The 22057-nt window shown below is 71.7% G+C and carries 20 protein-coding genes and 1 pseudogene; 11 read left to right on the top strand and 10 right to left on the bottom strand.

Translation table 11 applies throughout. The features are described from left to right. Positions 1–257: 257 nt before the first annotated feature. Positions 258–2057: a trypsin-like serine protease gene (locus ACFYOU_RS04805; protein WP_391303613.1), complete on the top strand. Its 1800-nt coding sequence runs from the start codon at positions 258–260 to the stop codon at positions 2055–2057. A 183-nt stretch (positions 2058–2240) separates the two neighbouring features. Continuing rightward, a complete protein-coding gene (locus tag ACFYOU_RS04810; RefSeq protein WP_391303615.1) occupies positions 2241–3893 on the top strand; it encodes an MFS transporter in 1653 nt (550 codons plus the stop codon). A gap of 23 nt (positions 3894–3916) precedes the next feature. Here the strand turns inward: ACFYOU_RS04810 and ACFYOU_RS04815 are convergent, their stop codons facing one another. Further along, positions 3917–5308, bottom strand: coding sequence for an FAD-binding protein (locus tag ACFYOU_RS04815; protein WP_391303617.1), 1392 nt, complete (start codon positions 5306–5308; stop codon positions 3917–3919). 397 nt (positions 5309–5705) lie between these two features. On the opposite strand from ACFYOU_RS04815, the gene ACFYOU_RS04820 reads away from it, so the two are divergent. Then, the gene (locus ACFYOU_RS04820; RefSeq protein ID WP_391303619.1) at positions 5706–6341 is read left to right on the top strand and encodes an NAD(P)-binding domain-containing protein; all 636 of its coding nucleotides are present in this window, start codon (positions 5706–5708) and stop codon (positions 6339–6341) included. 12 nt (positions 6342–6353) lie between these two features. On the opposite strand, the gene ACFYOU_RS04825 is transcribed toward ACFYOU_RS04820, so the two are convergent. Further along, on the bottom strand, positions 6354–7109 hold the full coding sequence (locus ACFYOU_RS04825; RefSeq protein ID WP_391303621.1) for a permease prefix domain 1-containing protein: 756 nt from the start codon (positions 7107–7109) through the stop codon (positions 6354–6356). Continuing rightward, positions 7106–7447 carry a PadR family transcriptional regulator gene (locus ACFYOU_RS04830; RefSeq protein ID WP_387009576.1) on the bottom strand — a complete coding sequence of 114 codons (342 nt, stop codon included), beginning with the start codon at positions 7445–7447 and terminating at the stop codon, positions 7106–7108. The genes ACFYOU_RS04825 and ACFYOU_RS04830 overlap by 4 nt, the downstream gene beginning before the upstream one ends. A gap of 226 nt (positions 7448–7673) precedes the next feature. On the opposite strand from ACFYOU_RS04830, the gene ACFYOU_RS04835 reads away from it, so the two are divergent. Genes ACFYOU_RS04835 through ACFYOU_RS04845 form a run of 3 tightly spaced genes read left to right on the top strand, consistent with a single transcriptional unit; the run spans position 7674 to position 9196 of the window. Further along, the gene (locus tag ACFYOU_RS04835; protein ID WP_391303624.1) at positions 7674–8231 is read left to right on the top strand and encodes a hypothetical protein; all 558 of its coding nucleotides are present in this window, start codon (positions 7674–7676) and stop codon (positions 8229–8231) included. Between the two features lie 4 nt (positions 8232–8235). Then, a complete protein-coding gene (locus ACFYOU_RS04840; protein ID WP_391303626.1) occupies positions 8236–8559 on the top strand; it encodes a hypothetical protein in 324 nt (107 codons plus the stop codon). Between the two features lie 4 nt (positions 8560–8563). Beyond that, positions 8564–9196, top strand: a complete 633-nt coding sequence (locus tag ACFYOU_RS04845) for a DUF4291 family protein (RefSeq protein ID WP_391303628.1) — start codon at positions 8564–8566, stop codon at positions 9194–9196. An 80-nt stretch (positions 9197–9276) separates the two neighbouring features. Here the strand turns inward: ACFYOU_RS04845 and ACFYOU_RS04850 are convergent, their stop codons facing one another. Further along, entirely contained in the window at positions 9277–10575 is a 1299-nt protein-coding gene (locus ACFYOU_RS04850) for an MFS transporter (RefSeq protein WP_391303630.1), read from the bottom strand. Positions 10576–10889: 314 nt separating this feature from the next. Between ACFYOU_RS04850 and ACFYOU_RS04855 the strand changes: the two genes are divergently transcribed. Beyond that, on the top strand, positions 10890–11651 hold the full coding sequence (locus ACFYOU_RS04855; RefSeq protein WP_385489869.1) for a phosphoglyceromutase: 762 nt from the start codon (positions 10890–10892) through the stop codon (positions 11649–11651). 424 nt (positions 11652–12075) lie between these two features. On the opposite strand, the gene ACFYOU_RS04860 is transcribed toward ACFYOU_RS04855, so the two are convergent. Next, positions 12076–12654 (bottom strand): hypothetical protein, encoded by a 579-nt coding sequence (locus ACFYOU_RS04860; RefSeq protein WP_391303633.1) that lies wholly within the window; start codon positions 12652–12654, stop codon positions 12076–12078. Positions 12655–12800: 146 nt separating this feature from the next. Between ACFYOU_RS04860 and ACFYOU_RS04865 the strand changes: the two are divergent. Next, positions 12801–13004, top strand: a pseudogene (locus ACFYOU_RS04865) (NUDIX hydrolase); the annotation flags it as partial. 320 nt (positions 13005–13324) lie between these two features. Here ACFYOU_RS04865 and ACFYOU_RS04870 read toward each other — a convergent pair. Together ACFYOU_RS04870 and ACFYOU_RS04875 are read right to left on the bottom strand one after the other, a co-directional pair. Continuing rightward, a complete protein-coding gene (locus ACFYOU_RS04870; protein WP_391303635.1) occupies positions 13325–13750 on the bottom strand; it encodes a cytotoxic translational repressor of toxin-antitoxin stability system in 426 nt (141 codons plus the stop codon). Continuing rightward, positions 13747–14163, bottom strand: a complete 417-nt coding sequence (locus ACFYOU_RS04875; RefSeq protein WP_389767661.1) for a prevent-host-death protein — start codon at positions 14161–14163, stop codon at positions 13747–13749. Before ACFYOU_RS04875 ends, ACFYOU_RS04870 begins: the two co-directional genes overlap by 4 nt. Before the next feature lie 365 nt (positions 14164–14528). Here ACFYOU_RS04875 and ACFYOU_RS04880 point away from each other — a divergent pair, with 365 nt between their 5' ends. Together ACFYOU_RS04880 and ACFYOU_RS04885 are read left to right on the top strand one after the other, a co-directional pair. Then, on the top strand, positions 14529–14750 hold the full coding sequence (locus ACFYOU_RS04880) for a CarD family transcriptional regulator (RefSeq protein WP_385489890.1): 222 nt from the start codon (positions 14529–14531) through the stop codon (positions 14748–14750). 72 nt (positions 14751–14822) lie between these two features. Further along, positions 14823–14996 carry a hypothetical protein gene (locus ACFYOU_RS04885; protein ID WP_387004159.1) on the top strand — a complete coding sequence of 58 codons (174 nt, stop codon included), beginning with the start codon at positions 14823–14825 and terminating at the stop codon, positions 14994–14996. A gap of 220 nt (positions 14997–15216) precedes the next feature. On the opposite strand, the gene ACFYOU_RS04890 is transcribed toward ACFYOU_RS04885, so the two are convergent. Beyond that, on the bottom strand, positions 15217–15996 hold the full coding sequence (locus tag ACFYOU_RS04890; protein WP_391303638.1) for a response regulator: 780 nt from the start codon (positions 15994–15996) through the stop codon (positions 15217–15219). A 105-nt stretch (positions 15997–16101) separates the two neighbouring features. Further along, complete coding sequence (locus ACFYOU_RS04895; protein ID WP_391303640.1) at positions 16102–17313, bottom strand: histidine kinase; 1212 nt, start codon at positions 17311–17313, stop codon at positions 16102–16104. 403 nt (positions 17314–17716) lie between these two features. Between ACFYOU_RS04895 and ACFYOU_RS04900 the strand changes: the two genes are divergently transcribed. Continuing rightward, entirely contained in the window at positions 17717–19888 is a 2172-nt protein-coding gene (locus ACFYOU_RS04900; RefSeq protein WP_391303643.1) for an MMPL family transporter, read from the top strand. A 102-nt stretch (positions 19889–19990) separates the two neighbouring features. On the opposite strand, the gene ACFYOU_RS04905 is transcribed toward ACFYOU_RS04900, so the two are convergent. Beyond that, complete coding sequence (locus tag ACFYOU_RS04905; protein WP_391303645.1) at positions 19991–21937, bottom strand: Ig-like domain repeat protein; 1947 nt, start codon at positions 21935–21937, stop codon at positions 19991–19993. Positions 21938–22057: the final 120 nt, after the last annotated feature.

Raw genomic sequence — 22057 nt, forward strand, 5'->3', positions numbered from 1 at the left:
AGGGGCGCGGGGAACTGCGCAAATGACCAGCGCACCCGCACAGGACAGCGCACCGCCAGGTGGACGCACCTGATCAGGGGCGCGGGGAACTGCGCGAAACGACAGCGCGCCGGCGGGTGGGGATGGGCGATCGCTTGTTCGGGCGCGGGGGGCCTAGACTCGCACCGCCGAAGGGGGGCTCCGCCAGGATTTCGCGGAGATTCGGCGAGAACCCCCTGAGGGAGATCGTCCGACCGCACCCGTGGGGGGTACACCGAATGACTCATGCCCGATTCCGGCGCCGCAGACCCGGCACCGCGCGGGCCGCGGCCATCGCCGCGCTCTCGATCAGCCTGCTGGCGGGCGGCTCCACGCTGCCCGCCACCGCCGCGCCCGGCACCCCGGACGCCGCCCCGCCCGCTCCGACGACCCCGGTCGCCGTGGACCGGGCCACCGACGCGGAGCTGCGCGAGCGGCTCACCGGCGCGGCCGGCGCCGAGGCCGAGAAGGCGCCGGCCGACGCCCGGGCGCGCGCCGCGGCCCCGGCACCCGGTGCGGACACCGGGCCCAGCCCGTTCATCGTGGGCGGCAGCGAGACGACGATCTCCTCGGCGCCGTGGATGGTCCAGCTCGGCTACTGGGACGAGGCGGCGGGCAAGGGCTCCTTCTGCGGCGGCACCCTCGTCGCGCCCAACAAGGTGCTCACCGCCGCGCACTGCGTGTACGGCCTCGACTGGCGGCGCAACGGCGTGGCCCTCGTCGGCGCGACCAAGCTGATGGACCCGAACGCGGGCACCGCCGCCGGAGTGCACCGCGTGTGGCGGCACGCCAAGTACGACCACCGCACGCTGCGCAACGACATCGCGGTCATCACCCTGGACCGCCCGGTCAAGGGCAAGTGGCTGCGGCCGGCCGCCTCGGGCGACAGCTCGCTGTACAAGACCGGCACCACTGGCACCGTGTACGGCTGGGGCCTGACCTCGGGACGGTCGGGCGCCCAGCAGGCGAAGAAGCTGCGCAAGGTCAGCCTGCCGATGGTCGCCGACAGCACCTGTGACCGGGCGATGCGGGGCGTGCTCGGCCGGGACTTCTTCGTCGCGGGTGAGATGCACTGTGCGGGCAAGCCCGCGACCGGACGGGACTCGGGCACCAAGAGCTCCTGCCACGGTGACTCGGGCGGTCCGCTGGTGGTCGGCGGCAAGATCGCGGGCGTGGTCTCGTGGGGCGTCAAGGGCTGTATCACCAAGGGCGCGTACCCGGTGTTCACGAAGGTCAGGACGTACGCGGGGGCGACGCAGGGTCGCATCGACGACGCCGACCGCAGCTACGACGGGCGTACCGACCTGCTCGCGCGGGCGTCGGGCGGCAAGCTCTACCAGCTGAACAGCAGGGGCCGTTCGTTGGCCGGTCGCACCGCCTCGGGCGGCGGCTGGGAAGCCCTGAGCTGGGGCCTCCAGAGCGACTTCGACCGTGACGGTCACCTGGACCTGCTGATCCGGGACAAGAGCGACGGAAAGCTGCACCGCCGGTACGTGCGCAACGCGACCACCTCCAGCGCCGCCTGGGCCTGGCAGACGGTGACGTCGGTCGGCGGCGGTTCGAAGTCGTACGCGGCGCCCGGCGACTTCACGGGCGACGGGTGGCCGGACCTGATCACGACGGACGGATCGGGCAACGCCCACCTCTACCCGGGCAAGGGCAACGGCGCGTTCGGCAGCAAGAAGAAGGTCGTCAACGGGGCCTGGAAGGGTGCCAAGCTCTTCGGCCGGGGCGACCTGACGAACGACGGCAAGGCCGACCTGTTGGTGCGGGACAAGGCCAACACCGTGTGGCTGTACCGCGGCACCGGCAAGGCGTCCGCACCGTTCGCAGCGAAGATCAAGGCCCGCACCAACTGGAAGTTCACCGCTCTGGTGGGCAACGGCGACCTGACCGGTGACGGCATCGCCGACGTCCTGGCGCGGGACTCCGGCGGCAAGCTGTGGCTCTACCCGGGCACCGGCAAGGCGTCCTCCTCGCTGTTCGGCACGCGGGTCTCGCTGGGCTCTGGCTTCAACCAGTACAACCTGCTGTTCTAGCCCGGGTCCGCCCGGGGGTTGCACCAGGGGCGCGCCGGTCCTCTTCGGAGGGCCGGCGCGTTTCCCGTGCGGCCCACGGGTCACCGGATCCCCCGGCCCCGGCGCTCCGGCGCGTACGCGGGGCGGGCCGGCAGATGACGCGCTGCGCGTGCGCCCCCCGCCACCCCGGGGGAAGATCCTGGCATGAGCGGCATTTCGCCCGGCGGGGGTTCCTCGGCCCGTCCGCCCGGCCCCGGGCCGGGCGCCCCGAACCAGACCCTGGCCCTCGCGGCGATGATGTTCGCCGTCTCGATGACCTTCATCGACCAGACGATCGTGGCGATCGCCGCCCCGGAGATCACCGACGAGCTGGGGCTGTCCTCCTCGGGCATCCGCTGGGTGGTGAACGCCTACCTGCTCGCGCTGGCGGCGTTCTTCGCGCTCGGCGGGCGGCTGGCCGACCTCTTCGGGCGCCGTCGGACCATGCTGGTCGGCACGCTGGTGTTCGTCGTGTCGTCCGTCCTGTGCGGCTGCGTCCCGACCGGTGGCGCGGCACAGACCTGGATGATCGTCTTCCGGGCCACCCAGGGGGTGGGGGCGGCGCTGATGTTCCCGGCGGCGCTCGCCGTGGTCGTCGCGGTGTTCCCGGTCGAACGGCGCGGCCGGGCGCTCGCCCTGTTCTTCGGCGTGGCGGGCGGGCTCACCGCGCTCGGACCGCTGCTCGGCGGCTGGCTGACCGCATGGACCTGGCGGGCGATCTTCTGGGTCAACGTCCCCATCGCCGTCATCGCGATCGTGCTGACCCTGCTGGCCCGCATCCCCGACGAGGTCCGTCGCGAACGGCTCGACGTCCCCGGTGCGTTGCTGATCGCGGGCGGCATGGGGCTGAGCGTGCTGGGGCTCCAGCAGGCCGCGGTGTGGGGGTGGGGTTCGGTGGCGACCTGGCTGTGCGTGGTGGCCGGGTTCGCCCTCCTCGTGGTGTTCTGCCGGTACGAACTCCGCTTCCCCGAGAGACCGTTGATCCTGCTGCGGGTCTTCCGCGACCGGGCGTTCCTGGTCGACAACGCGGTGCTGTTCTTCGCGATGCTCGCCTTCGTCCCGATGTTCTTCTTCGCCTCGGTGTACGCACAGGTGTCGCTCGGCAAGAGCCCGAACGAGGCGGCGCTGTACCTGCTGTACTTCTTCATCGGGTTCGTGGTCGCGTCCCAGATCGGCGGGCGCATCCTGGACACCCGGGGCGCCCGTCCGGCGATCCTGCTCGGTTCGGCGCTCGGCGCGGCCGGGTTCGCGCTGTGGGCGGCACGGATGCCGGACCTGTCGTTCGCCGAGCAGTGGCCGTACGTGGTCCTCTCCGGCGCGGGCATCGGCTTCCTGTTGGCGCCCGCGTCGACGGACGCCGTTAACCGGGCCATCGACGCCTCGTATGGTGAGGTCACCGGCATCACGCAGACGGTGCGCAACTACGCGGCGGCGCTCGGGCTCGCCGTGTTCGGCACGGTCCTCAGCCATGTGACGGTGAGCCGGGTCGCCGAAACCCTGCGCTCACGGGGCTTGCCCTCGGACCTGGCGCACGACGCGGCGCAGCGGATCGCCCAGTCGGTGGCCGGCCAGGGCGGTCAGCACGAGCCCTCCGGCACGGGGCCCGTGGCGGGGGTGCTGCGGGAGGTGCAGCAGGCGATCCGGGTGGACTTCGCGCAGGCCAACCAGTGGGTGTTCGCCGGGATGGCCCTCGCGCTGGCGGTGGCGTTCCTGTGCGCGCTCGCCCACCCGGGCACCCGGGTCACCGGGGCCACCGGGGTGGAGTCAGCGACGTCCGGGGGCGGGGGCGGCAGTCCGGGGCCCGCCCGCGACGGCTGAGCGGGTGACCGCGGGGGTGCGGTTCAGGCTGCCGCCGCCGGGCGGATGTTGTGGTTGAGCCGGAAGACGTTGTCCGGGTCGAACCGGGCCTTGACCTGGGCGAGCCTGCGGTAGTTGGCCTCGCCGAACGAGGCGACGACCCGCTCCTCCCCCTCGAAACCGATGAAGTTGAGGTACACGGAGTCCCGCGCCCACGGGCGCATCGCGGCGCGCACGTCCCGGACCCAGTCGCGGGCCCGGTCGTCGTCCGCCGGGTCCTCCCACACCCCGAACGGGTGCACCGCCCACGGCGAGGACCGCCAGGGCATCGGCCAGTCCCCGGCGTCCCGCGCCACCGCGCCGCCCATGGGGAAGACGATGTGCTGGGAGTTCGTCGGCACGGGCATCGTGTCCGCCAGCGACCGGAACACGCGCAGCGCGTCGTCCGGGAGCGCCGTCAGGTACTCGGCGGACCAGTAGTTCCGCAGCGCCGGCGGGTCGTCCAACATGCACTGGAGGTCGACGTACGGGATGTCGGTGACGAGCTCGCCCGCCCGTTCCAGCGCCAGTAGCGGGGCCGCCACCTGGCGCGCTTCGGCCAGCGGCCCGGCGTACGTCACCAGCACCCCGCACAGCAGCCGGCCCACCAGGTGCTCCGGCACGAAGGGCGCCGGCGGTCCGGTGAGGTAGATCAGCGCCCCGCCCGCCTCGTCGGGGGCCGCGTCCATGACGTCCCGGTACACCGGCAGGACCTCGTCGGAGCGTTCGGGCAGGAACAGCAGCAGGACCATGGAGAACGCGGGCAGCGGGTGCAGTCGCAGGGTGATCTCGGTGGCCACGCCGAAGTTGCCGCCCCCGCCGTGCAGCGCCCAGAACAGTTCCGGCTCGTGCTCCGGGCTCGCGAGGACGGTGCGGCCGTCGGCGGTCACGACCTCCACGGCCGCGAGGTTGTCGCCGGCGATGCCGAACTTCCGTTCCAGCCAGCCCGATCCGCCGCCGAGGGTGAAGCCGCCGACCCCGGTGGTCGAAGCCCGGCCGCCGGTGGTGGCGAGGCCGTGCGGCTGGGTCGCCCGGTCCAGGTCGCTGATGGTGGCGCCGCCCCCGATCCGCGCGGTGCGGGCGTCCGGGTCGACCCGGACGCCGCGCATCGGACGCAGGTCGACGACGAGCCCGTCGTCGACGGACGCCGTGCCGGCCACGGAGTGACCGCCGCCGCGCACGGCGATCGGCAGGTCGGCCGCGCGGGCCGCCCGGACGGCCGCGGCGACGTCGGCGGTGCCGTCGCACTGGGCGATGACGGCGGGGCGCCGGTCGATCATGCCGTTGTAGAGGGCGCGGGCCTCGTCGTACCCCTGGTCGTCCGGGGTGATGACGGTGCCCGTGAACTGTCGCCGGAGATCGGCGAGTGCCGCCTCCGAAAGGTGCCGGGGCGCCATGACGGGCCCCCTTCCGCTGCGGGGAGACCTCCTCATCGTATTCCGGGCTGCTGCGGCGGGCGCGGTGGGCGGCGGGCCGCCGGGCCCCATTCGGTGCGTCCTGCTGGGGGTGCGCTGACCCGTGCGGGTGCGTCGTCGTTGCTCGCGCAGTTCCCCGCGCCCCTGACGGGGCGCCCTGCGATCGGACGTGCAGCCCGATGGACAGGGGCGCGGGGAACTGCGCAACACCGGGACGCACCCCGCGGAACAGCGCACCCCCAGCAGGACGCACCGACAGGGGCGCGCTGCGCAGGGTCACCCGTGCGGGGCCGTCCGCGGTGCCCGGACGGTGGGGCGCTGCTGTACTGGCCCGGGGGCAACGGCTACCGGGTCACCGGTGACGGCGAAGGGCGAGGACGTGACCACAGCGATCATCGGTACCGGCGCGATCGGCTCCCGGCTGGCGGCCGACCTGACGGCGGGCGGCGAATCCGTGCTGCTCGCGTCGCGCGATCTGGACCGCACCAGGGAACTGGCCGACCGGCTCGGCGAACGGGCGACGGCCACCACCGTCGACCAGGCGGTGGAGATGGCCGACGTCCTGGTCCTCGCGGTCTGGTTCGACACGATCAAGGAGCTGATCGCGCAGTACGGCGACCGGCTGGCCGGCAAGGTCGTCGTGGACCCGTCCAACCCGATCGCCGTGGACGACCAGGGCACCTTCTCCAAGACCATCCCCGAGGACCAGTCCGCGGGGGTGATCATCGCCGGGCTGCTGCCGGCGGGCGCCCGTCCGGTCAAGGCGTTCGGCACGCTGTTGGCGCCCTCCCTGGAGTCCGAGGCGCGCCGGGAGCCGGAGCGGGGCGCCGGGTTCTTCGCCACGGACGACCAGGGCGCCGGCGAGGAGGTCGCCCGGCTGATCCGGGCGGCCGGGTTCGACCCGGTGCCGGTGGGCGGGATCGACCAGTCGATCCGCATCGAGGTCTTCGGCGACCTGCACGAGGGGACGCTGGGCCGGGTGCCCACGGTGGAGGAGGCCCGGGCCCTGGTCTGACGGGGGGCGGGGTCAGCCGACCGGCAGCCGGGCGCATCTGCGGCAGGCGCGCACCGAGGGCGCCATCACCGCGTGCGAGGCCGCCGCCAGGGCTCCGGCGAGGGCGATCAACGTCCACTGCGCGGCCAGCAGGGCGGCGACGGCGAGCGTGACCGTTGCGACGGCCATGGCCGCGCTCGCGGTGGTGCCGGCCCAGGCGACCACGGCGGGCAGCCGGTCCGGGGTGGGCAGCCACCGGGCGAGGGCTCCCGTCGCGGCCAACAGCGCCGCGGCGAGCAGTGCCCCCGCGCCCGCGACCGTGGCCAGGTGGAAGGCGAGCAGTTGGGCCACGTGCAGGGCCGGGCCCTCCTGACCCGCACCGGTCCAGGTGGTCCGGGCGTTCCAGACCAAGTACCAGCAGGCGACCAGGAAGGGGCTGGTCAGCGCGACGGTCCGGGCGGTGTGCCGGGCCTGGGCGATGGTCAGCTCCCGCTGGCAGCTCGGCACGAGTTCATCGGGCGTACCGAACTCGTGCACCGCCTGCCGGGCGGCGCGGTCCCGGGACATGCCCCCGTCCGCGTACACCGCCACCGTGTCCGCGAGCCCGTCGCGTATCTCCTCGACCAGCCGCTGCTTGACCCGGGCCGGGCCGCGCAGGGCCGCGGCGAGGGTCGTGACGTACTCGTCGACGGGGTCGGTGCTGCGCTGACCGGTGACGCTCAGGTCGTGTGCGGCGGCGTTCAGGTCGTGTGCGGCGGCGTTCAGGTCGTGTGCGGCGGCGGCGCTCATGTCGCGGCCCGCGGCGGGGCGACGGGGTCGAGGACCGAGCCGATCGCCGCCGTGAACTCGCGCCACGCCGTCCGTTCGCTCGCGAGGCCGTTGCGCCCGGCGTCGGTGAGCGCGTAGCTGCGCCGGCGCCGTTCGCCGACCGACTCCCAGGCACTGCTCAGCAGGCCCAGCCGCTCCAGTCGGTTCAGCGCGGGGTAGATGGTGCCGGTGCGCAGGTCGAGTGCGCCGCCGCTGCGCTGTTGGACCGCGGCGATGATCGCGTAGCCGTGCAGGGGGCCCGGTTCGAGCACGGCGAGCAACAGCCCGTCCAGGTGGCCTCGTACCGCATCTGCCTTCATCGGTTCACCTCCACGGGTCCGTGCCAGGGGTCCGCCCTCATGAGTAGGCAGCCTACATAAGAACCTGTAGGCGTGCTATGTATTGGCAGCCAACACATCTCGCTCGACCTCGCTCCCTCGCTCCCTTGCTCCCTTGCTCCCTCTCGTTCGGACTCCCTGCTCGGCATCCCCACACTTCGGCATCACCCACTCCGGCAACACCCACTTCGACTTCTGGAGGAGCGCAGTGACCAAGCTGCTGCTGTCCATTCACGTCCTCGCGTCGATCCTCACGGTGGGGCCGGTCGCCGTGACCGCCTCGCTGTTCCCGCGTTACGCGAGTCGCGTCCCGGTCGACGCGGAACCGCCCGGAACGGGAACGGGAACGGGAACGGGAACGGGGTCCGGGCCGGGAACGGGGTCCGACGGCGAACCGTCCGGGCGGGGGCCCGAGTTCGCCGAGTTCCTGCACGGCATATGCCGTCGCTACTCGTTGGCCGGGGTCGCGGTCCCGGTCTTCGGCTTCGCCACCGGCGCCCAGCTCGGCGTGCTCACCGACGCCTGGTTGATCGCGTCGATCGTCCTGACCTCGATCGCCGCGGCCGTACTGATCGTGACCGTCCTGCCCGACCAGGAACGGGCGCTCGCGGCGCTCGGGGACGGGACGGCACCCCAGGGGGGACCGCCCGCGACGACCCCGCCATCGAAGGCGCGACTGGCGATGACGACCGGGGTCTTCAACCTCCTGTGGACGGTCGTCGTCGTCCTCATGATCGTCCGCCCCGGCTCCACCACGGGGGCGTGAGACCGTGCGCGCCCTACGCATCGCCGCGCACGTCGAAGCCGTGTCCCTGGTGGCCCTGTTGCTCAACCTGGCGACCTGGCACGCGCAGCCCGTCTCCTCGCTGCTCGGTCCGCTCCACGGCACCGCGTACCTCGTCGCCATCGCCACCGCCTGGTCGATCCGAGGGGCCGACGCGGCGGGCGCCCGGTGGCGGGCGCTGATACCCGGGGTCGGCGGACTGCTCGCCGTACGGTGCCTGCGGGACCGTCCCCGCCCGGCCGGCGCGACGGAACCGGTGACCGGGGGGACAAAACCGGTGGCCGAGGGGCCGCACGGTCGCGCACGCTGAGCGCATGGAACGAGAGCACGAACGACCGGAGCGCCCCCGGCACGAGATCCGCGCCGCGCAGACCCCCGCGACCCTGACGGTGTATCAGGCGTACGCGCCGGCCATCGGAGTGCCGACCGCCCGGGACGGCCGGTTCCCGGCGGCCTGGAAGCGGGACCGGATGACCTGGATCAAGCCGTCGTTCCTGTGGATGATGTACCGCTCCGACTGGGGCAGCGCCGAGGGGCAACAGACCGTGCTCGCCGTCGAGATCACCCGCGAGGGCTTCGAGTGGGCGCTCGGGCACGCGTGCCTGTCGCACTACGTTCCCGCGCTGCACGCGGACCAGGACGCGTGGCGGCGCGAGCTGAAGCGGGCGCCGGCCCGGGTGCAGTGGGACCCGGAACGGAGCCTGCGCCTGGGTCCCCTCCCGCACCGGGCACTCCAACTCGGCCTGTCGGGCGAGGCGGCGCACCGGTACGCGGACGAGTGGATCGTCTCCGTCCGGGACGTCACCGCGCTGGCCCACGAGGTCCGTGCGCACGTGCGGGCGGGGCGCTCGGAGGAGGCGCAACGGTTGCTGCCGCGGGAGACGCCGTACGAGACGGCGACGCCCGGGGTGATGGACCGGGTCCTGGTTCCTGGGGGTGCGGGCTAGGGGTACGCGGGCGCTCGGGCCAAGCGCGCGGGCGTGTGCGTGGGGCGTGCGTGAGGCGTGCGTGAGGCGTGCGTGGGGGCTCAGGCGACCGGCGCGCGCCGCTCGGAGACCTCCGCGCCCTCGGGGTCCTTCGCCTCGCTGGCGCCCTTCTCCGCGCCGGGGGTGCCGGTGGCCACGGGCTCGGGCGCGGCGCTCGGTCCCTGCACCGGCGGGAGCCCCCGCATCAGGGCCCCGTACCCGCACGCGGCGATGACACCGAGGACCGCACAGCTCCCCCAGAGCCAGTCCGCACCGAACCGGTCGATCACGAAGCCGGACATCAGCGGGGCGACCAGGTTCGCGACGGCCCAGGACAACGTGTACATGCCCTGGTAGCGGCCGCGCCCGTGGGTCGGCGAGAGGCGGACGACCAGGCCCGTCTGGGTCGGCGCGTTGACGATCTCCGCGAGGGTCCACACGCAGATGGTCATGGCGAGGACGGCGACCGAGCCGGCGAACGCGGTGAGACCGAAGCCGAAGCCCACCACCAGCGAGGAGACGATCAGCAGCATCCGCGGATCGCGGTGCTCGATGAAACGGGTGACGGGGATCTGGAGGACCACGACCAGGACGCCGTTCACCGACATCGCGAGACCGAACTCCGCGGGGCTGAGCCCGACGTCACCCATCGCGATCGGCAGGCCCACCGTGCTCTGCATGAAGATCAGCGAGATCAGGAACGACAGCCCGACCACGCCCATGAACCGCCCGTCCCGCAGGACCGTCCCGAGCCGGACGTCGGGCTCGGCCTCGCGTTCCTGCCGGGTGCGCACCGGACGGGATTCCGGCAGCTTCACGAAGACGACGATCGCGCACGCCAGGGTCATGATCCCCTCACCGAGGAACCCGGCGAGATAGCTGTACTCGGCGATGAACCCCGCCGCGATGGTGGAGACCGCGAAGCCCAGGTTGATCGCCCAGTAGTTGAGCGAGAAGGCCCTGACCCGGTCCTCGGGGCGGATGATGTCGGCGATCATGGCCTGGACGGCGGGACGCGAGGCGTTGCTGGCGGCGCCGACGAGGAAGGCGACGGCGGCGATGGCCACCGGGTGCTGGACGAAGCCGAGCGCGGCGACGGAGAAGGCCGTGGAGGTCTGCGCGATCAGCAGGGTGGGACGGCGGCCGAACCGGTCCGCCATGACCCCGCCGGCGAGCGCCGAGATGACGCCGCCGAGCCCGTACAGCGCGGCGACGAGCCCGGCGAACGACGCGGAGTAGCCCCGGTCCAGGGTCAGGTACAGGGCCATGAAGGTGGCGACGAACCCGCCGAGGCGGTTGACCAGGGTGCTGGTCCACAACCACCAGAACGCGGGGGGCAGCCCGGAGACGGTCTCCCGCAACGCACGCCGGACGGCCGGCCCGGCCCCGCCCCTCCTGGTGCTTCCGTTTCCGGTGCTTCCGTTGCTGCTTCTGCCGTTCTCGGCACCGCCCGCGGACATGCAGACCCCCTCGGCACCAGGTGCCCATGTAAGTAGTGAAACGCGCAAGGAGACATTACGCACGGGGTGGGGAGGCACACCAGTGAATTGACGGGGACCGTCAATCGACGAGGTCGGGGCGGGGGCGGTGCGTCCGCAGCCGGGGCCACCCGGGGGACGTATCAGGAGCCGGACCGGGCGCGCGGCCGGCGCAGGGGTTCGATTACGCTCGGGGCATGGCCGACGCACCGTACAAGCTGATCCTCCTCCGCCACGGCGAGAGCGAGTGGAACGCGAAGAACCTGTTCACCGGCTGGGTGGACGTCAACCTGACCGAGAAGGGCGAGAAGGAGGCGGTCCGCGGCGGTGAGCTGCTGAAGGACGCCGGCCTGCTGCCCGACGTCGTGCACACCTCGCTCCAGAAGCGCGCGATCCGCACCGCCCAGCTCTCGCTGGAGTCGGCCGACCGCCACTGGATCCCGGTGCACCGCAGCTGGCGCCTGAACGAGCGGCACTACGGTGCGCTCCAGGGCAAGGACAAGGCACAGGTCCTCGCCGAGTTCGGCGACGAGCAGTTCATGCTGTGGCGCCGCTCGTACGACACGCCGCCGCCCGCGCTGGAGGACGGCACCGAGTACTCGCAGAGCGGTGACCCGCGCTACGCGACGATCCCGCCGGAGCTGCGGCCCCGCACGGAGTGCCTGAAGGACGTCGTCGAGCGGATGCTCCCGTACTGGTACGACGGCATCGTCCCGGACCTGCTGACCGGTCGCACGGTCCTGGTCGCCGCGCACGGCAACAGCCTGCGCGCGCTCGTCAAGCACCTGGACGGCGTCTCCGACGCGGACATCGCGGGCCTCAACATCCCGACCGGCATCCCGCTCTCCTACGAGCTGGACGCCGACCTCAAGCCCCTCAACCCGGGCGGCACGTACCTCGACCCGGACGCGGCCGCGGCGGCCATCGAGGCGGTCAAGAACCAGGGCAAGAAGAAGTAGCCCCCTGAGCCATTCAGGCCCCCTACCTGTGGTTGTCCGCCGGTGGGGGGCTTGTTTGCATCCTGTGACTAGGGCAGCCACGCCCGGTGCGGCCCCTCACGTCGCCGGGAGCCGGTACGACAGCACGTACGCGTCCGCGGCCATGACCGTGTCGCAGACCTCGACTGCGCGACCCGCCGAGTGGTGGCGACGGATGCCTGGGGAGCAGGAACAATGCCAGGCTACGAGCACCGAAGAGCAGACAACGACGCTGGCGCCGAGCGCGGGAGAGGGCTGAACATGGTCCACTCGATCGCGCGCCGGGTGCTGATCCACGACTCCGGGCACGGCCACATCAGCACCGCGGACCTGTTTGCCAGGATCTCCACTGGTCCAAAGCGGCTCGCTCCGCCTTACGCGTGCCAGGTGCTGCGGGAAACCAAGGTCAGAACACCAAGTCGGCCATGGTCTGAGCAACAAGACCAAGCGCCACGAAGGACCAACCGAGCACCTGTTCGCGCAAGCCCTGGATACTGGTTCGTTTGGACTCCTCGTCCAAGGACGAGATACGAGCCTCAAGATCAGAAGCGACTTGACGATCTGCTTCGCTACGTGAGTCCGTTTCCTGCTTGAGGTCGTGTTCAACATCCTGAGCCAGCCGGTAGACCCGGTTCAAACGACGCTCAACCTCGGACGTGAAGGCCGCTGGATCTTGTTCCAGGTCTGGCAAGGGTCCGAACTGAACGATACCGCGGAGGTTCATCGCCGATTCGACGGAAAGGGCCGTGCCCAGAGAACGCGTGATAGATCGCGGGGGGCGTCTTAGAAGACGTCGTACGCCACGAACCAGGGCAGTTCTCCATCGCCCGAGTATCGCAAGTTGGACCTTCAGCACCAGCGCAAAGAACCGATCACCGGGTGCGGCAGAACTCCGGAATGTTCGGTGGAAGCCGTCAGCAGCAGCGGCAAGTCCGAACATCTGACAAGCAATGCTGATCACAGTGAACGTAGTTTCAGCAGACATCGGTTCATCATGAGGGCGCGGGCAAGATCACGTCAGGTGATCGCTCAATTCTGCACCCCCGAGCCTTGACGTCGATCTGGCGCAGAACTCGGGCCGTCCCTGGGCCGTCCGAGGTCGATCGACGATGGCCGAGGACAACATGGCCCGGTCTGATCGTCTCGCTGGTCTTCCGCTGCGAGACCGCCGACGGCACACCCACCGTCGGGGACGAGACCCGCGCACTGCGTTGGGCCACCCGCGAAGAAGCGCTCCAACTCGCCGACGAGGCGTACGCGATCCGCGTCCTGGACGCACTCGACACGGCGAACCCACCGGCCGTCCGCGCCCACGACGGCGTGAAACTCGTCTAGCCCGAACCCGCTGCACATGGTGCGGAGCCGTACGCGAACCCGCGCGGAGGAGGTGACCCGGGCGGGACGACGCGACCGGGCGGGGCCACTGGTGCGAATGCTGGCCGGAACACCTCACCCGCCAGCGACGACCGGCACGATGAGGGGCCCTCGACGCCTACACCGGACGCCAAGCGGAGCGTTGGATCGCCAACACGCTGCGCGGCGAGGGCCTTCCAGGTGCGGTCCCCGCTACTGGGCATGAGGGGCAGGCAACACCCTCAGCGGCAGCCCCGGTGAGCCTCAGCGGCTGTCGTATTGGTCGGTGCAGGCAGACGGCATCACGTGCCGTCCGTCCAGTGGCGTTGCAGGCGAGCCACCGCTTCTTCCTTCGTCAGTTCGGAGACGGTCTCCTCCGAGAGACCGACGCGGTGGATCAACAGGTAGACCAGATCGGCCGGCAACGATTCCTTGGGCGGGGAGGGGGCTCCCCGGTCAGGGAGTTTTCCATCGATCACGCAGTCCCGGAACGCGCTTTCGGTGACGACCAACTGGTCGCGAAGGATGTGGCCCCACAACGCGGCCCCATAAACAGTGCGATCGACAGGGTGCGAAACACGAGTCCGCAGGATGCGCCCATCATGCAGCGTCAACTCGTAGGTGACGTGATGCGTACCGGTACGCCCACGAGCGTCTCGGACCCGCTCCCACCTCTCGACGACACAGAACCGGTCATGACGCTCACGGTCCGGTTGAGGTCGCGTCATCGCTGAACTCCCACCAGCCAGTCCTTCAGCTGACGGTCGTCACTCAGGGCAATCAGCTGCACCAAACCCCAGTTGTCCCGATGGTTGGGCGCCAGTCTCAGCCTCTCCTGCCAGTCGTCCGCGTACTCCCGCAAGGCGTCGACCATCTCGTCAACGGCGGCATCAAAGGTTGGTCCATCGGCTGCAACGGGGAGCCCGGGAATGAAGATGGACCACCCGTCCGCCTCCGCAACGACCTCGGCCCGGGCCGAACACACCGAAGACAGGTAGCCGCGCAGTCGCTCGACGTCCACCACCGCAGCGCAGCCGCTGGCCCGACGCACGGTCGCGACCCGTCCCTCGTCAGCAGCGTCGAGGAGTTCCTTCAGGTGCGTACGCGCTTCGGTGTAGCTCTCGAAATGCACTGCGGACATGGCGACCTCCCGTAGGTCTCGTGGAACCAGGGTGCCCCCCGCATATAAGTACGTCAAGTACGTCAAGTACCTCGCTGCCCGCGCGAAGGGGCGTTGAGCGCACCGAACCTCTCGTCCGGCACCCAAGGAGAGGCGCCACCGGCGGACTTCACGCACCGCCGCGGTGGACGTAGTCGACGAACCACGTTCAGCGAGATGGTGACCGCAGGACAGCCGCCGTCCACCCCGGCCCGGCCGAAACCGCAGGTCAGAGGCGGGAGCCCCGAGCGGCCTCCGTCAAGCGGCCCCCGCCACCCGGAGGCTGTGACGAACAGCGGACGCGCACGACTGCACCGATCGGTACACGCAGGCCCATACTGGGGGCAATGACAAAGCCATCTGCACCGAAGCGTCATCTGCCCACCAGCCCTTTCAAGGCCCCGGTCGCGCCGCCACCCAAGCACTTCGCCGTGGGCGACCAGGTCACACATGACATGTACGGCCTAGGTCGGGTGACCGGCATCGAGGAGGGAATCGCGGCGCTCGTGGATTTTGGTTCGGTTCAGGAACGGATCTTGAGCCCGTACGCCAGGATGAGCAAGCTGTAGACCTGCCACGCCCGGTCGTCTCACGCCAGGCACCTTCATGGCCTCGTACCCAATGGGAGACCCCTCATCGACGTGACCTCACTGTTCTCCGCTCCGGCGGAGGCGACCCGCCACGCCACCGCGGCCTCGCCGCCTCCGGCGACGAACCCCTTCCAGGCCCCGGACCTCGGGGAGGACGAGACCTACTACGACGATGCGCAGGCACCCTTCCCGGGCATCGACGCGGGTCAGCGCAAGGCGGGCTAGTACCGACCGGTGACGCCCGTTCAGGGGCACGGCTTCGTTGCCGTGTCCGGTGGCGGGCCGTCCCAGCGGGCTCCCCGGCACGACCGGTACGGCCGACACGATCAGCACGACCGGCACGCCCCGGGGCACCCAGCAGTACGCCTTCCCTTGGGCCCCCGACCTGCGATTCCTCCGCGGGATGGGGGCCTTTCGGCTGCGTGCGCCGAACAGAGCGAGGGCGCTACGCCCCGCCCGCGCCGCGGGGCTGGACCAGGCCGGATTCGTAGGCCGCGATGACCGCTTGGGCCCGGTCGCGGACGTCCAGCTTGGCGAAGACGTTGGTGATGTGGTTCTTCACGGTCTGGACGCCGATCTGCATGGTCCGGGAGATCTCGCCGTTGTCGAGCCCCGAGGCGATCAACCGCAGGACCTCCACCTCCCGCGGGGTGAGCGCGGAGAGGTCGGTGGAGACGGTCGGTTCGGTGATGAAGGTGGCGATCAGCCGGGTCAGCATGCGGGGCGCCACCACGGCATCGCCGACGTCGACCGTGCGCAGGGCCGAGGCCAGTTCCTCGGGGGACACGTCCTTGGGGAGGAAGCCCGACGCCCCCGCGCGCAGGGCGCGGACCACGTACTCGTCGATGTCGAAGGTGCTCAGGGCGAGCACCCGGCACTCGGGCAGTTCGGCGGTGAGGCGTTCGGTGGCGCGCACCCCGTCGAGCACGGGCATCCGGATGTCCATCAGGACCACCCGGGGGCGCAGTGCGTGGGCCGCGGCGACGGCCTGCTCGCCGTCGCCGACCTCGCCGACGACCTCGATGCCGGGCGCGGAGCGCAGGATCAGGGCCAGGCCCCGGCGGACCAGGGGCTGGTCGTCCGCGATGAGCACGGTGATGGTTCCGGTGCGGTCCGCCGGCGGGGCGTCCGCGGGCGCCGCCGGGGAGGCCCCCGCCGCGGACAGGTGGGCCGGGTCCGCGGGCGGGTGCGCCTGGGTGCCTTCGGTGGGGGCGGCCGGTGTCATCGAACCTCACTCCTGCTCATGCTGATCGTTCCCGTACGTCACACGCGTTCACGTACGCGGCTGCGTTCCGCGGAGGCGTTTCTCGGGCGCGTTCCGCGGGCGGCGTCACGGGGCGGGGAGGGGCACGGAGGCCGCGACCCGGAAGCCGCCCTCCGCGCGGCTGCCGACCTCCAGTGAGCCGCCGTGCACGGCGACGCGCTCGCGCATCCCCACCAGACCGTATCCCCCGCCCGCCGCGCCCCGCGCCCGACGGCTGCCGTTGCCGTCGTCGGTGATCTCCAGGGTGACGCGGTCGGGCAGGTAGACGAGGTGGACGTCCGCGGAGGCGTCGCCCGCGTGCTTGCGGACGTTGGTCAGGGCCTCCTGGGTGATCCGGTAGAGGGTGAGGCCGACGGTCATCGGCAGCGGGTGCTGGTCGCCGGTGACGACGAGCCGGGCGGGCAGACCGCTGGCCCGGGACTCGGTGATCAGCCCGTCGAGGTCGGCGACGCCCGGCTGCGGCTGGGACGGCGCCTCCTCGACGAGGTCGTCGCCGCGCAGCACGCCGAGCATCTGCCGCATCTCGCGCAGCGCCGTACGCGCCGACGCCTCCAGGGTGACCAGGGCCTCCCGGGAGGTCTCCGGGTCCTGGTCGAGGTGGGTCCGCGCGCCCCCGGACATCAGGTACATGGTGGTGATGTGGTGCGCGACCACGTCGTGGAGTTCCCGTGCGATGCGCCGACGCTCCTCCGCCACCGCGCGGTCGGCCAGGAGCTCCCGGTTCAGCTCCACCTGCCGACGCCACTTGCGGACCCAGAACGCCGCGGCGATGACGACGACGAAGCCCGCGGTCTCTCCCGCGATCTCCGGTGCCCCCATGTCGTTCCACAGGCCGCGGAAGACCTGGACCGCCTGCGCGGCCAGCCAGGCGAGCACCACGGTGCGGTGCGGGCGGAGCCTGGCGATCACGTACAGGGCGAGCATCGCGGGGATGCCGTTGCCGTGGACGACGGGGGCGGCGAGGCTCGCGACCGTCTGGAGCGCCAGGACCCCGGCGAGCGCGCCCACGGGACGGCGCCGGCGGGCCAGGAGCGGCAGGGCGGACACGACGAGCAGGACCACCGCGAGGGGGACGACCGGCTTCCCGCGGGCCACGTTCGTGCCCACGTAGTCGAGGATCTCCAACGCGGCGACGACGGCGATCAGGACGTCGTTGCGGAGCCAGCCGAGGGCCGGGGAGGCCAGCCCGCGTTCGCCCGCGAGTCGCCACCACCTCCGCAGGTCCGGCCGGGCACCGCGGAGCAGGCCGGCGGACGCGGTACGGGGGTCGGGGCCCATCGGGGCGCCTCCTTCAGCTGAGGGGTACGGGGCGACGCCCGTGCGGGGGCGACCCCGCGTGCGGTGCGGTCGTCACGAAAGAGCATCCACGAGGGCATCCACGAGGGCGCTTCGAGGGCGTCCACCAGACCCCGTCGAGGGCGTCCGCGAGGGCGTCCGGGCCATCGCATCACATCGGGCCGGCGACCCCGTCCGCCCCGGGGACGACACCGACCCAGGACCGGGGTCCTGGGTCGCCCGCGCCCCGGACCCGGGTCCCCCTCGCGGCCCCTCCCCCCGGGCGATGCCGTCGCGGGGCGGTTCTTGATGGGCTGGGGAGCGTCCGGAAGAGGCCGTGCAGCCCCCTGTCGAGAGAAGAGCAATGATTCGCAGTCTGACATCGTTCGCCACGCGCCGTCGATGGGTGACGATCATCGTCTGGACCCTTCTGGGCGCGGCGCTGACCGTCGTGGGGCAGTCCATGATGTTCAGCGCCACCGATTCCCAGGCGGGTGACTTCCTGCCCAAGGGCTACGACTCGGCTGCGGCTCTGGACATCGCCGAGGAGGATTTCGACGCGAAACCCGATGGGAACGCGGCGACCGCCCTCGTCGCCAGGAACGACGGGGAGCGGCTGACCGTCCGGGACCGGAAGGCGATCCGCGAGGCCGTCGCCGAGCTGGGCGAACGTCGGATCGTGGCGCCCGAGCCCGAGGGGTTGATGAAGGACCACTCGCAGACCCCGCGGCTGGGCCTGGGCGCGGTCGCCCCCAACGGGACGTTCCAACTGGTGTCGTTCTCGGTCAACGGGAACATGAACGACCCGGGGCTCCAGGACGTGTTCCGGGAGTTCCGTGACACGGCCGAGGAGGAGTTCGACGGGCAGGGTCTGCGCATCGGATTCACCGGCGGGATCGCCAGCACCGCGGACACCATGGAGGCGGGGGAATTCCGCGAGAAGCTCATCGGCGCCCTCACCATGGGCCTGATCGTCCTGCTGAACGTGGTGGTGTTCCGCAGCGTGCTCGCCGCACTGCTGCCGCTGATCGCGGTGGCGCTGATCGGCGGGGTCGCCGCCGGCGCGGTGGCCGGAGCGGCGGAGCTGTTCGACATCAAGCTCGACGCGTCCACCCCGTCCCTGATCACGGTGGTCCTGCTGGGCATCGGCATCGACTACTTCCTCTTCCTGCTCTTCCGGTTCCGGGAGCAGTTGCGCACCCACCCCGAGCAGGACGCCGTCACGGCTGCGGCCGTGACCACGGGCCGGGTGGGCAACGCCATCCTGTCCGCGGGGCTGACGATCGTCGCCGCGTTCGCCACCCTGGGCGTCGCGAGCTTCGGACAGTTCCGGGTGCTCGGCCCGGCCATCGCGATCTCCGTGCTGGTGATGCTGCTGGCGAGCCTCACCCTGATGCCGGCGCTGCTCGCGGTGAGCGGGCGGGCGATGTTCTGGCCCGCCAAGGCGTGGAAGAAGGAGGGCCCCGGCGGGGTCAGCGCCCGCCTCGGACTGGAGATCGCCCGACGGCCGGTGCGGTACGTCATCGCCAGCCTAGCCCTGCTGGGGGTGCTGTCGGCCGGTGCGTTCGGTCTGAAGATGAGCTACGACCAGGCGGGTCAGCCCAGGACCGAGGCCGTCGAGGTGGCCGAGGAGATCTCCCGCAGCCTGCCCGCCGGTGCCACCGACCCGCACACCGTGTACGTCCGCAGCGACGACGGCGCCCTGCGGACGGACGCGCTGTCCGGTCTGACCGGCTCGCTCGCCGAGGTCGAAGGGGTGGGGCGGGTGTCCGCGCCCGTGCTGAACCCCGACCGCACGGCCGCCCGCATCGAGGTGGTGCTGTCCGTCAAGTCCGACACCCAGCAGGCGCGTGACCTGGTGTCGGGCCCCGTGCGCTCCGCCATCGAGGAGAACACCCCCGCGCACACCGAGGCGCACCTCACGGGAACGGCGGCCGTGTTCGCCGACATCTCGACCGCCGTGGAGAAGGACCTGCGGCTGGTCTTCCCGATCGCCGCCGCCCTGATCGCCCTGATCCTGCTGCTCCTGCTGCGTTCGGTGCTGGCGCCCCTGGTGCTCATGGTCGCGGTGGGGCTGGGGTTCGCGGCGACGCTCGGTGCGGGCACCTTGGCCTTCCAGCACCTGCTGGACCGGCCGGGCATCTCGTTCACCCTGCCGCTGGTGCTGTTCCTCTTCGTCGTCGCCCTGGGCACCGACTACAACATCCTGATCAGCGACCGGATCAAGGAGGAGATGGACAAGCCGGTCACCGTGCGGCAGGCCGTCGCCGAGGCGGTGCGGCACACCGCGCCGGCCATCGCCACCGCCGGTCTGGTGCTCGCGGGTTCCTTCGCCAGCCTGATCGCCAGCCCGGCGACCCAGGAGGTCGGCTTCGCCACGGCCCTGGGCATCGTGTTGTCGTCCTTCGTGCTGTCGATCGTGCTGGTGCCGGCGGTGGCGGTGCTGCTGGGGCGTGGGCTGTGGTGGCCGCGGCGGCCCGGCCGGAGCGCCGACCCCTACGCGGCGCCGGAGCCGGAGGCCACATGGTCGCAGGCCGCCCCCCGGTACGCCGAACAGGCCCCCGACGTCCGCCGCTAGCGCGCACGTCGTCACCACGGCCACCGGGCTCGTCGTCCCCGCCCGCTACGGGGTGGGGACGACGAGCCCGGTGGGTTCGGTGGGTCAGCAGATGTCGGTGGGTCAGCGGGTGTGGATGAAGTACTTCCACGCTCCGTGGGTCGTCGAGTGGACGTTGTCGCCGTGCGCGCCGTTGATGTACGACGCCCGGACGCGGAACTGGTAGCCCGGCTCGTGCGGGCCCAGCAGCCGGATGCGCGTCTCGCCGAAGGAGCTGGCGGCGAAGTACTCGGTGCCCAGGCCCTGCCAGCGGCCCTGGACGCGGACCTCGTACTGGAGGCGGTGCTGGCGGCCCGGGTACGCCGTCATCACGGTCCCGACGTACGGGTCCTTCGACGCCTTGTAGTAGTGCGTCGTGGCGCCGTTCAGCCGCGCGGTCTTGTAGTGGTTGGTCAACTTGGTGGAGATCCTGACCTTGCTGCCGACCCAGCTCTTCGCCGACTTCCCGGACGTACGGGAGTCACCGTCGTACACGGCGGTGACCGTGGTGTCCCGGCCGAGCTTCACCGTCGCGGAGATCTTGCCGTTGCTCGCGACCTTGCCGGTCTTCACCAGGACCCGGCCGCGACCGTCGCCCGCGGGGTCGGAGTACAGCTTGACGGTGCGGTTCTTGTACGTCTTGCCGAGGGTCGCGGTGAACTTCACCGACGTCCCGTGGGCGTACACGTTCTTGTTCTTGTCGAGCTTCAGGGTGGTCGCCGCGCGGGACACCGAGACGCTGTCCGAACCGGCCGCCGCGGCGTGCGTGCCGCTGCCCGCGTACGCCACCCGGTAGGTCACCTTGCCACCGGAGGGCGGGGTGTCCTTGAACGAGAACGAGCCGCTGGACGTCGTCTTGACGGAGGCCAGGCGCTTGCCGCTCGGCGACTCGGCGTCGGTGCGGGTGACCGTCAGCGGGGTGCCGGCGGGCAGGGCGAGGGTCGCCGACACCTTGCCGGTGACGGTGAGTTGCTTGGCCCGGGTGGCGCTGCTCGGCGCGGAGACGGTCACCTTGGGCAGCGACCGGGTGGGGTTGTCGAAGGTGCGCAGGGAGACGGTGCCGAGGCTGTTGGCCGACAGGGCGAACAGCCGGCGGGAGTCGGACGTCCAGGCGAGGCCGCCCGGGAGCAGCAGGTCGGAGCCGCTGCTGTGACCGGTGCTGGGGAACTCGTAGCTGCGGACGAGCTTGGTGTGGCCCTTGGGGAACACGTACACGTCGGGCGAGTACGAGCCGTCGACGCCGGCCGCGACACTGCCGTCCGGGGCGATGGCGACGGCGTTGGGGTAGTGGGTGGTGCGGTAGCTGGTCGCGCGGGACAGGTCCGTCGTGGAGTAGGCGACGTGTTCGTAGGGGGCGCCGCTGGCGACGACGAAGCGCCGGCCGTCGGGCGTCACGTCGACCTGGCGGAGGTTTTCCGCGTCGATGCCGCCCCGCGTCCGTTCCACGGCCGTGCCCGTGGAGACGTCGTACACGGTGGCGGCGCGGTCGGTCGCCGTCACGAGCACGTCCGGCGCTGCCGGGTCGGCGCCCAGGAGCGGTTGCGAGCCGGTGGCCGCGGCGAGCACGACGACGGGTTCGGCGGCGCTGAGGTCGAGCGAGCCGAGGCCCGCGGCGTGGCTGAACCACAGCTTCCCGCCGGCGACGGCGAGGTCGTGGGGGCGTTCGGCGCCGAGGTCGTAGCTCGCGGTCTGGGAGAGCGTCCCGGTGTCGACGGAGACGATCCGGCCGGTGTCGCCGACCGCCGCGTACACCTGACCGGCGGCGGAGCGCTCCAGCCCGTGGACGCCGGGCAGGCCGCTGAGCGTCTTGACCACGCGGCCCGCGTAGTCGGTGACGACGATCTTGCCGCTGCGCGGGTCGGAGACGAACACGCGCTGGCGTGCGTCGTCGACCACGACGTCCCCGACGGACTTCACGTTCAGGACCCGCGCGGAGTCGGCCGCGGCGCTGCCGGCCGTGCCCGCGACGAGCGCGGCGGAACTGAAGAGGACGGCGAGCGCGGTCGCCGACGAGATGCTGCGCGTGCGCACAGTGATGAACCCCCACCCTGATGGATCCGGCCGCGCGACGCCCGAGGGCACGCTGTGAAGAGGCTGTGCGCGGGGCGCGGCCGATGATCAGCAGGGTAAGCCATGCCGCTGACGTGGGCA

This window comes from Streptomyces sp. NPDC005955 (assembly GCF_042871255.1).
Taxonomy (GTDB): Bacteria; Actinomycetota; Actinomycetes; order Streptomycetales; family Streptomycetaceae; genus Streptomyces.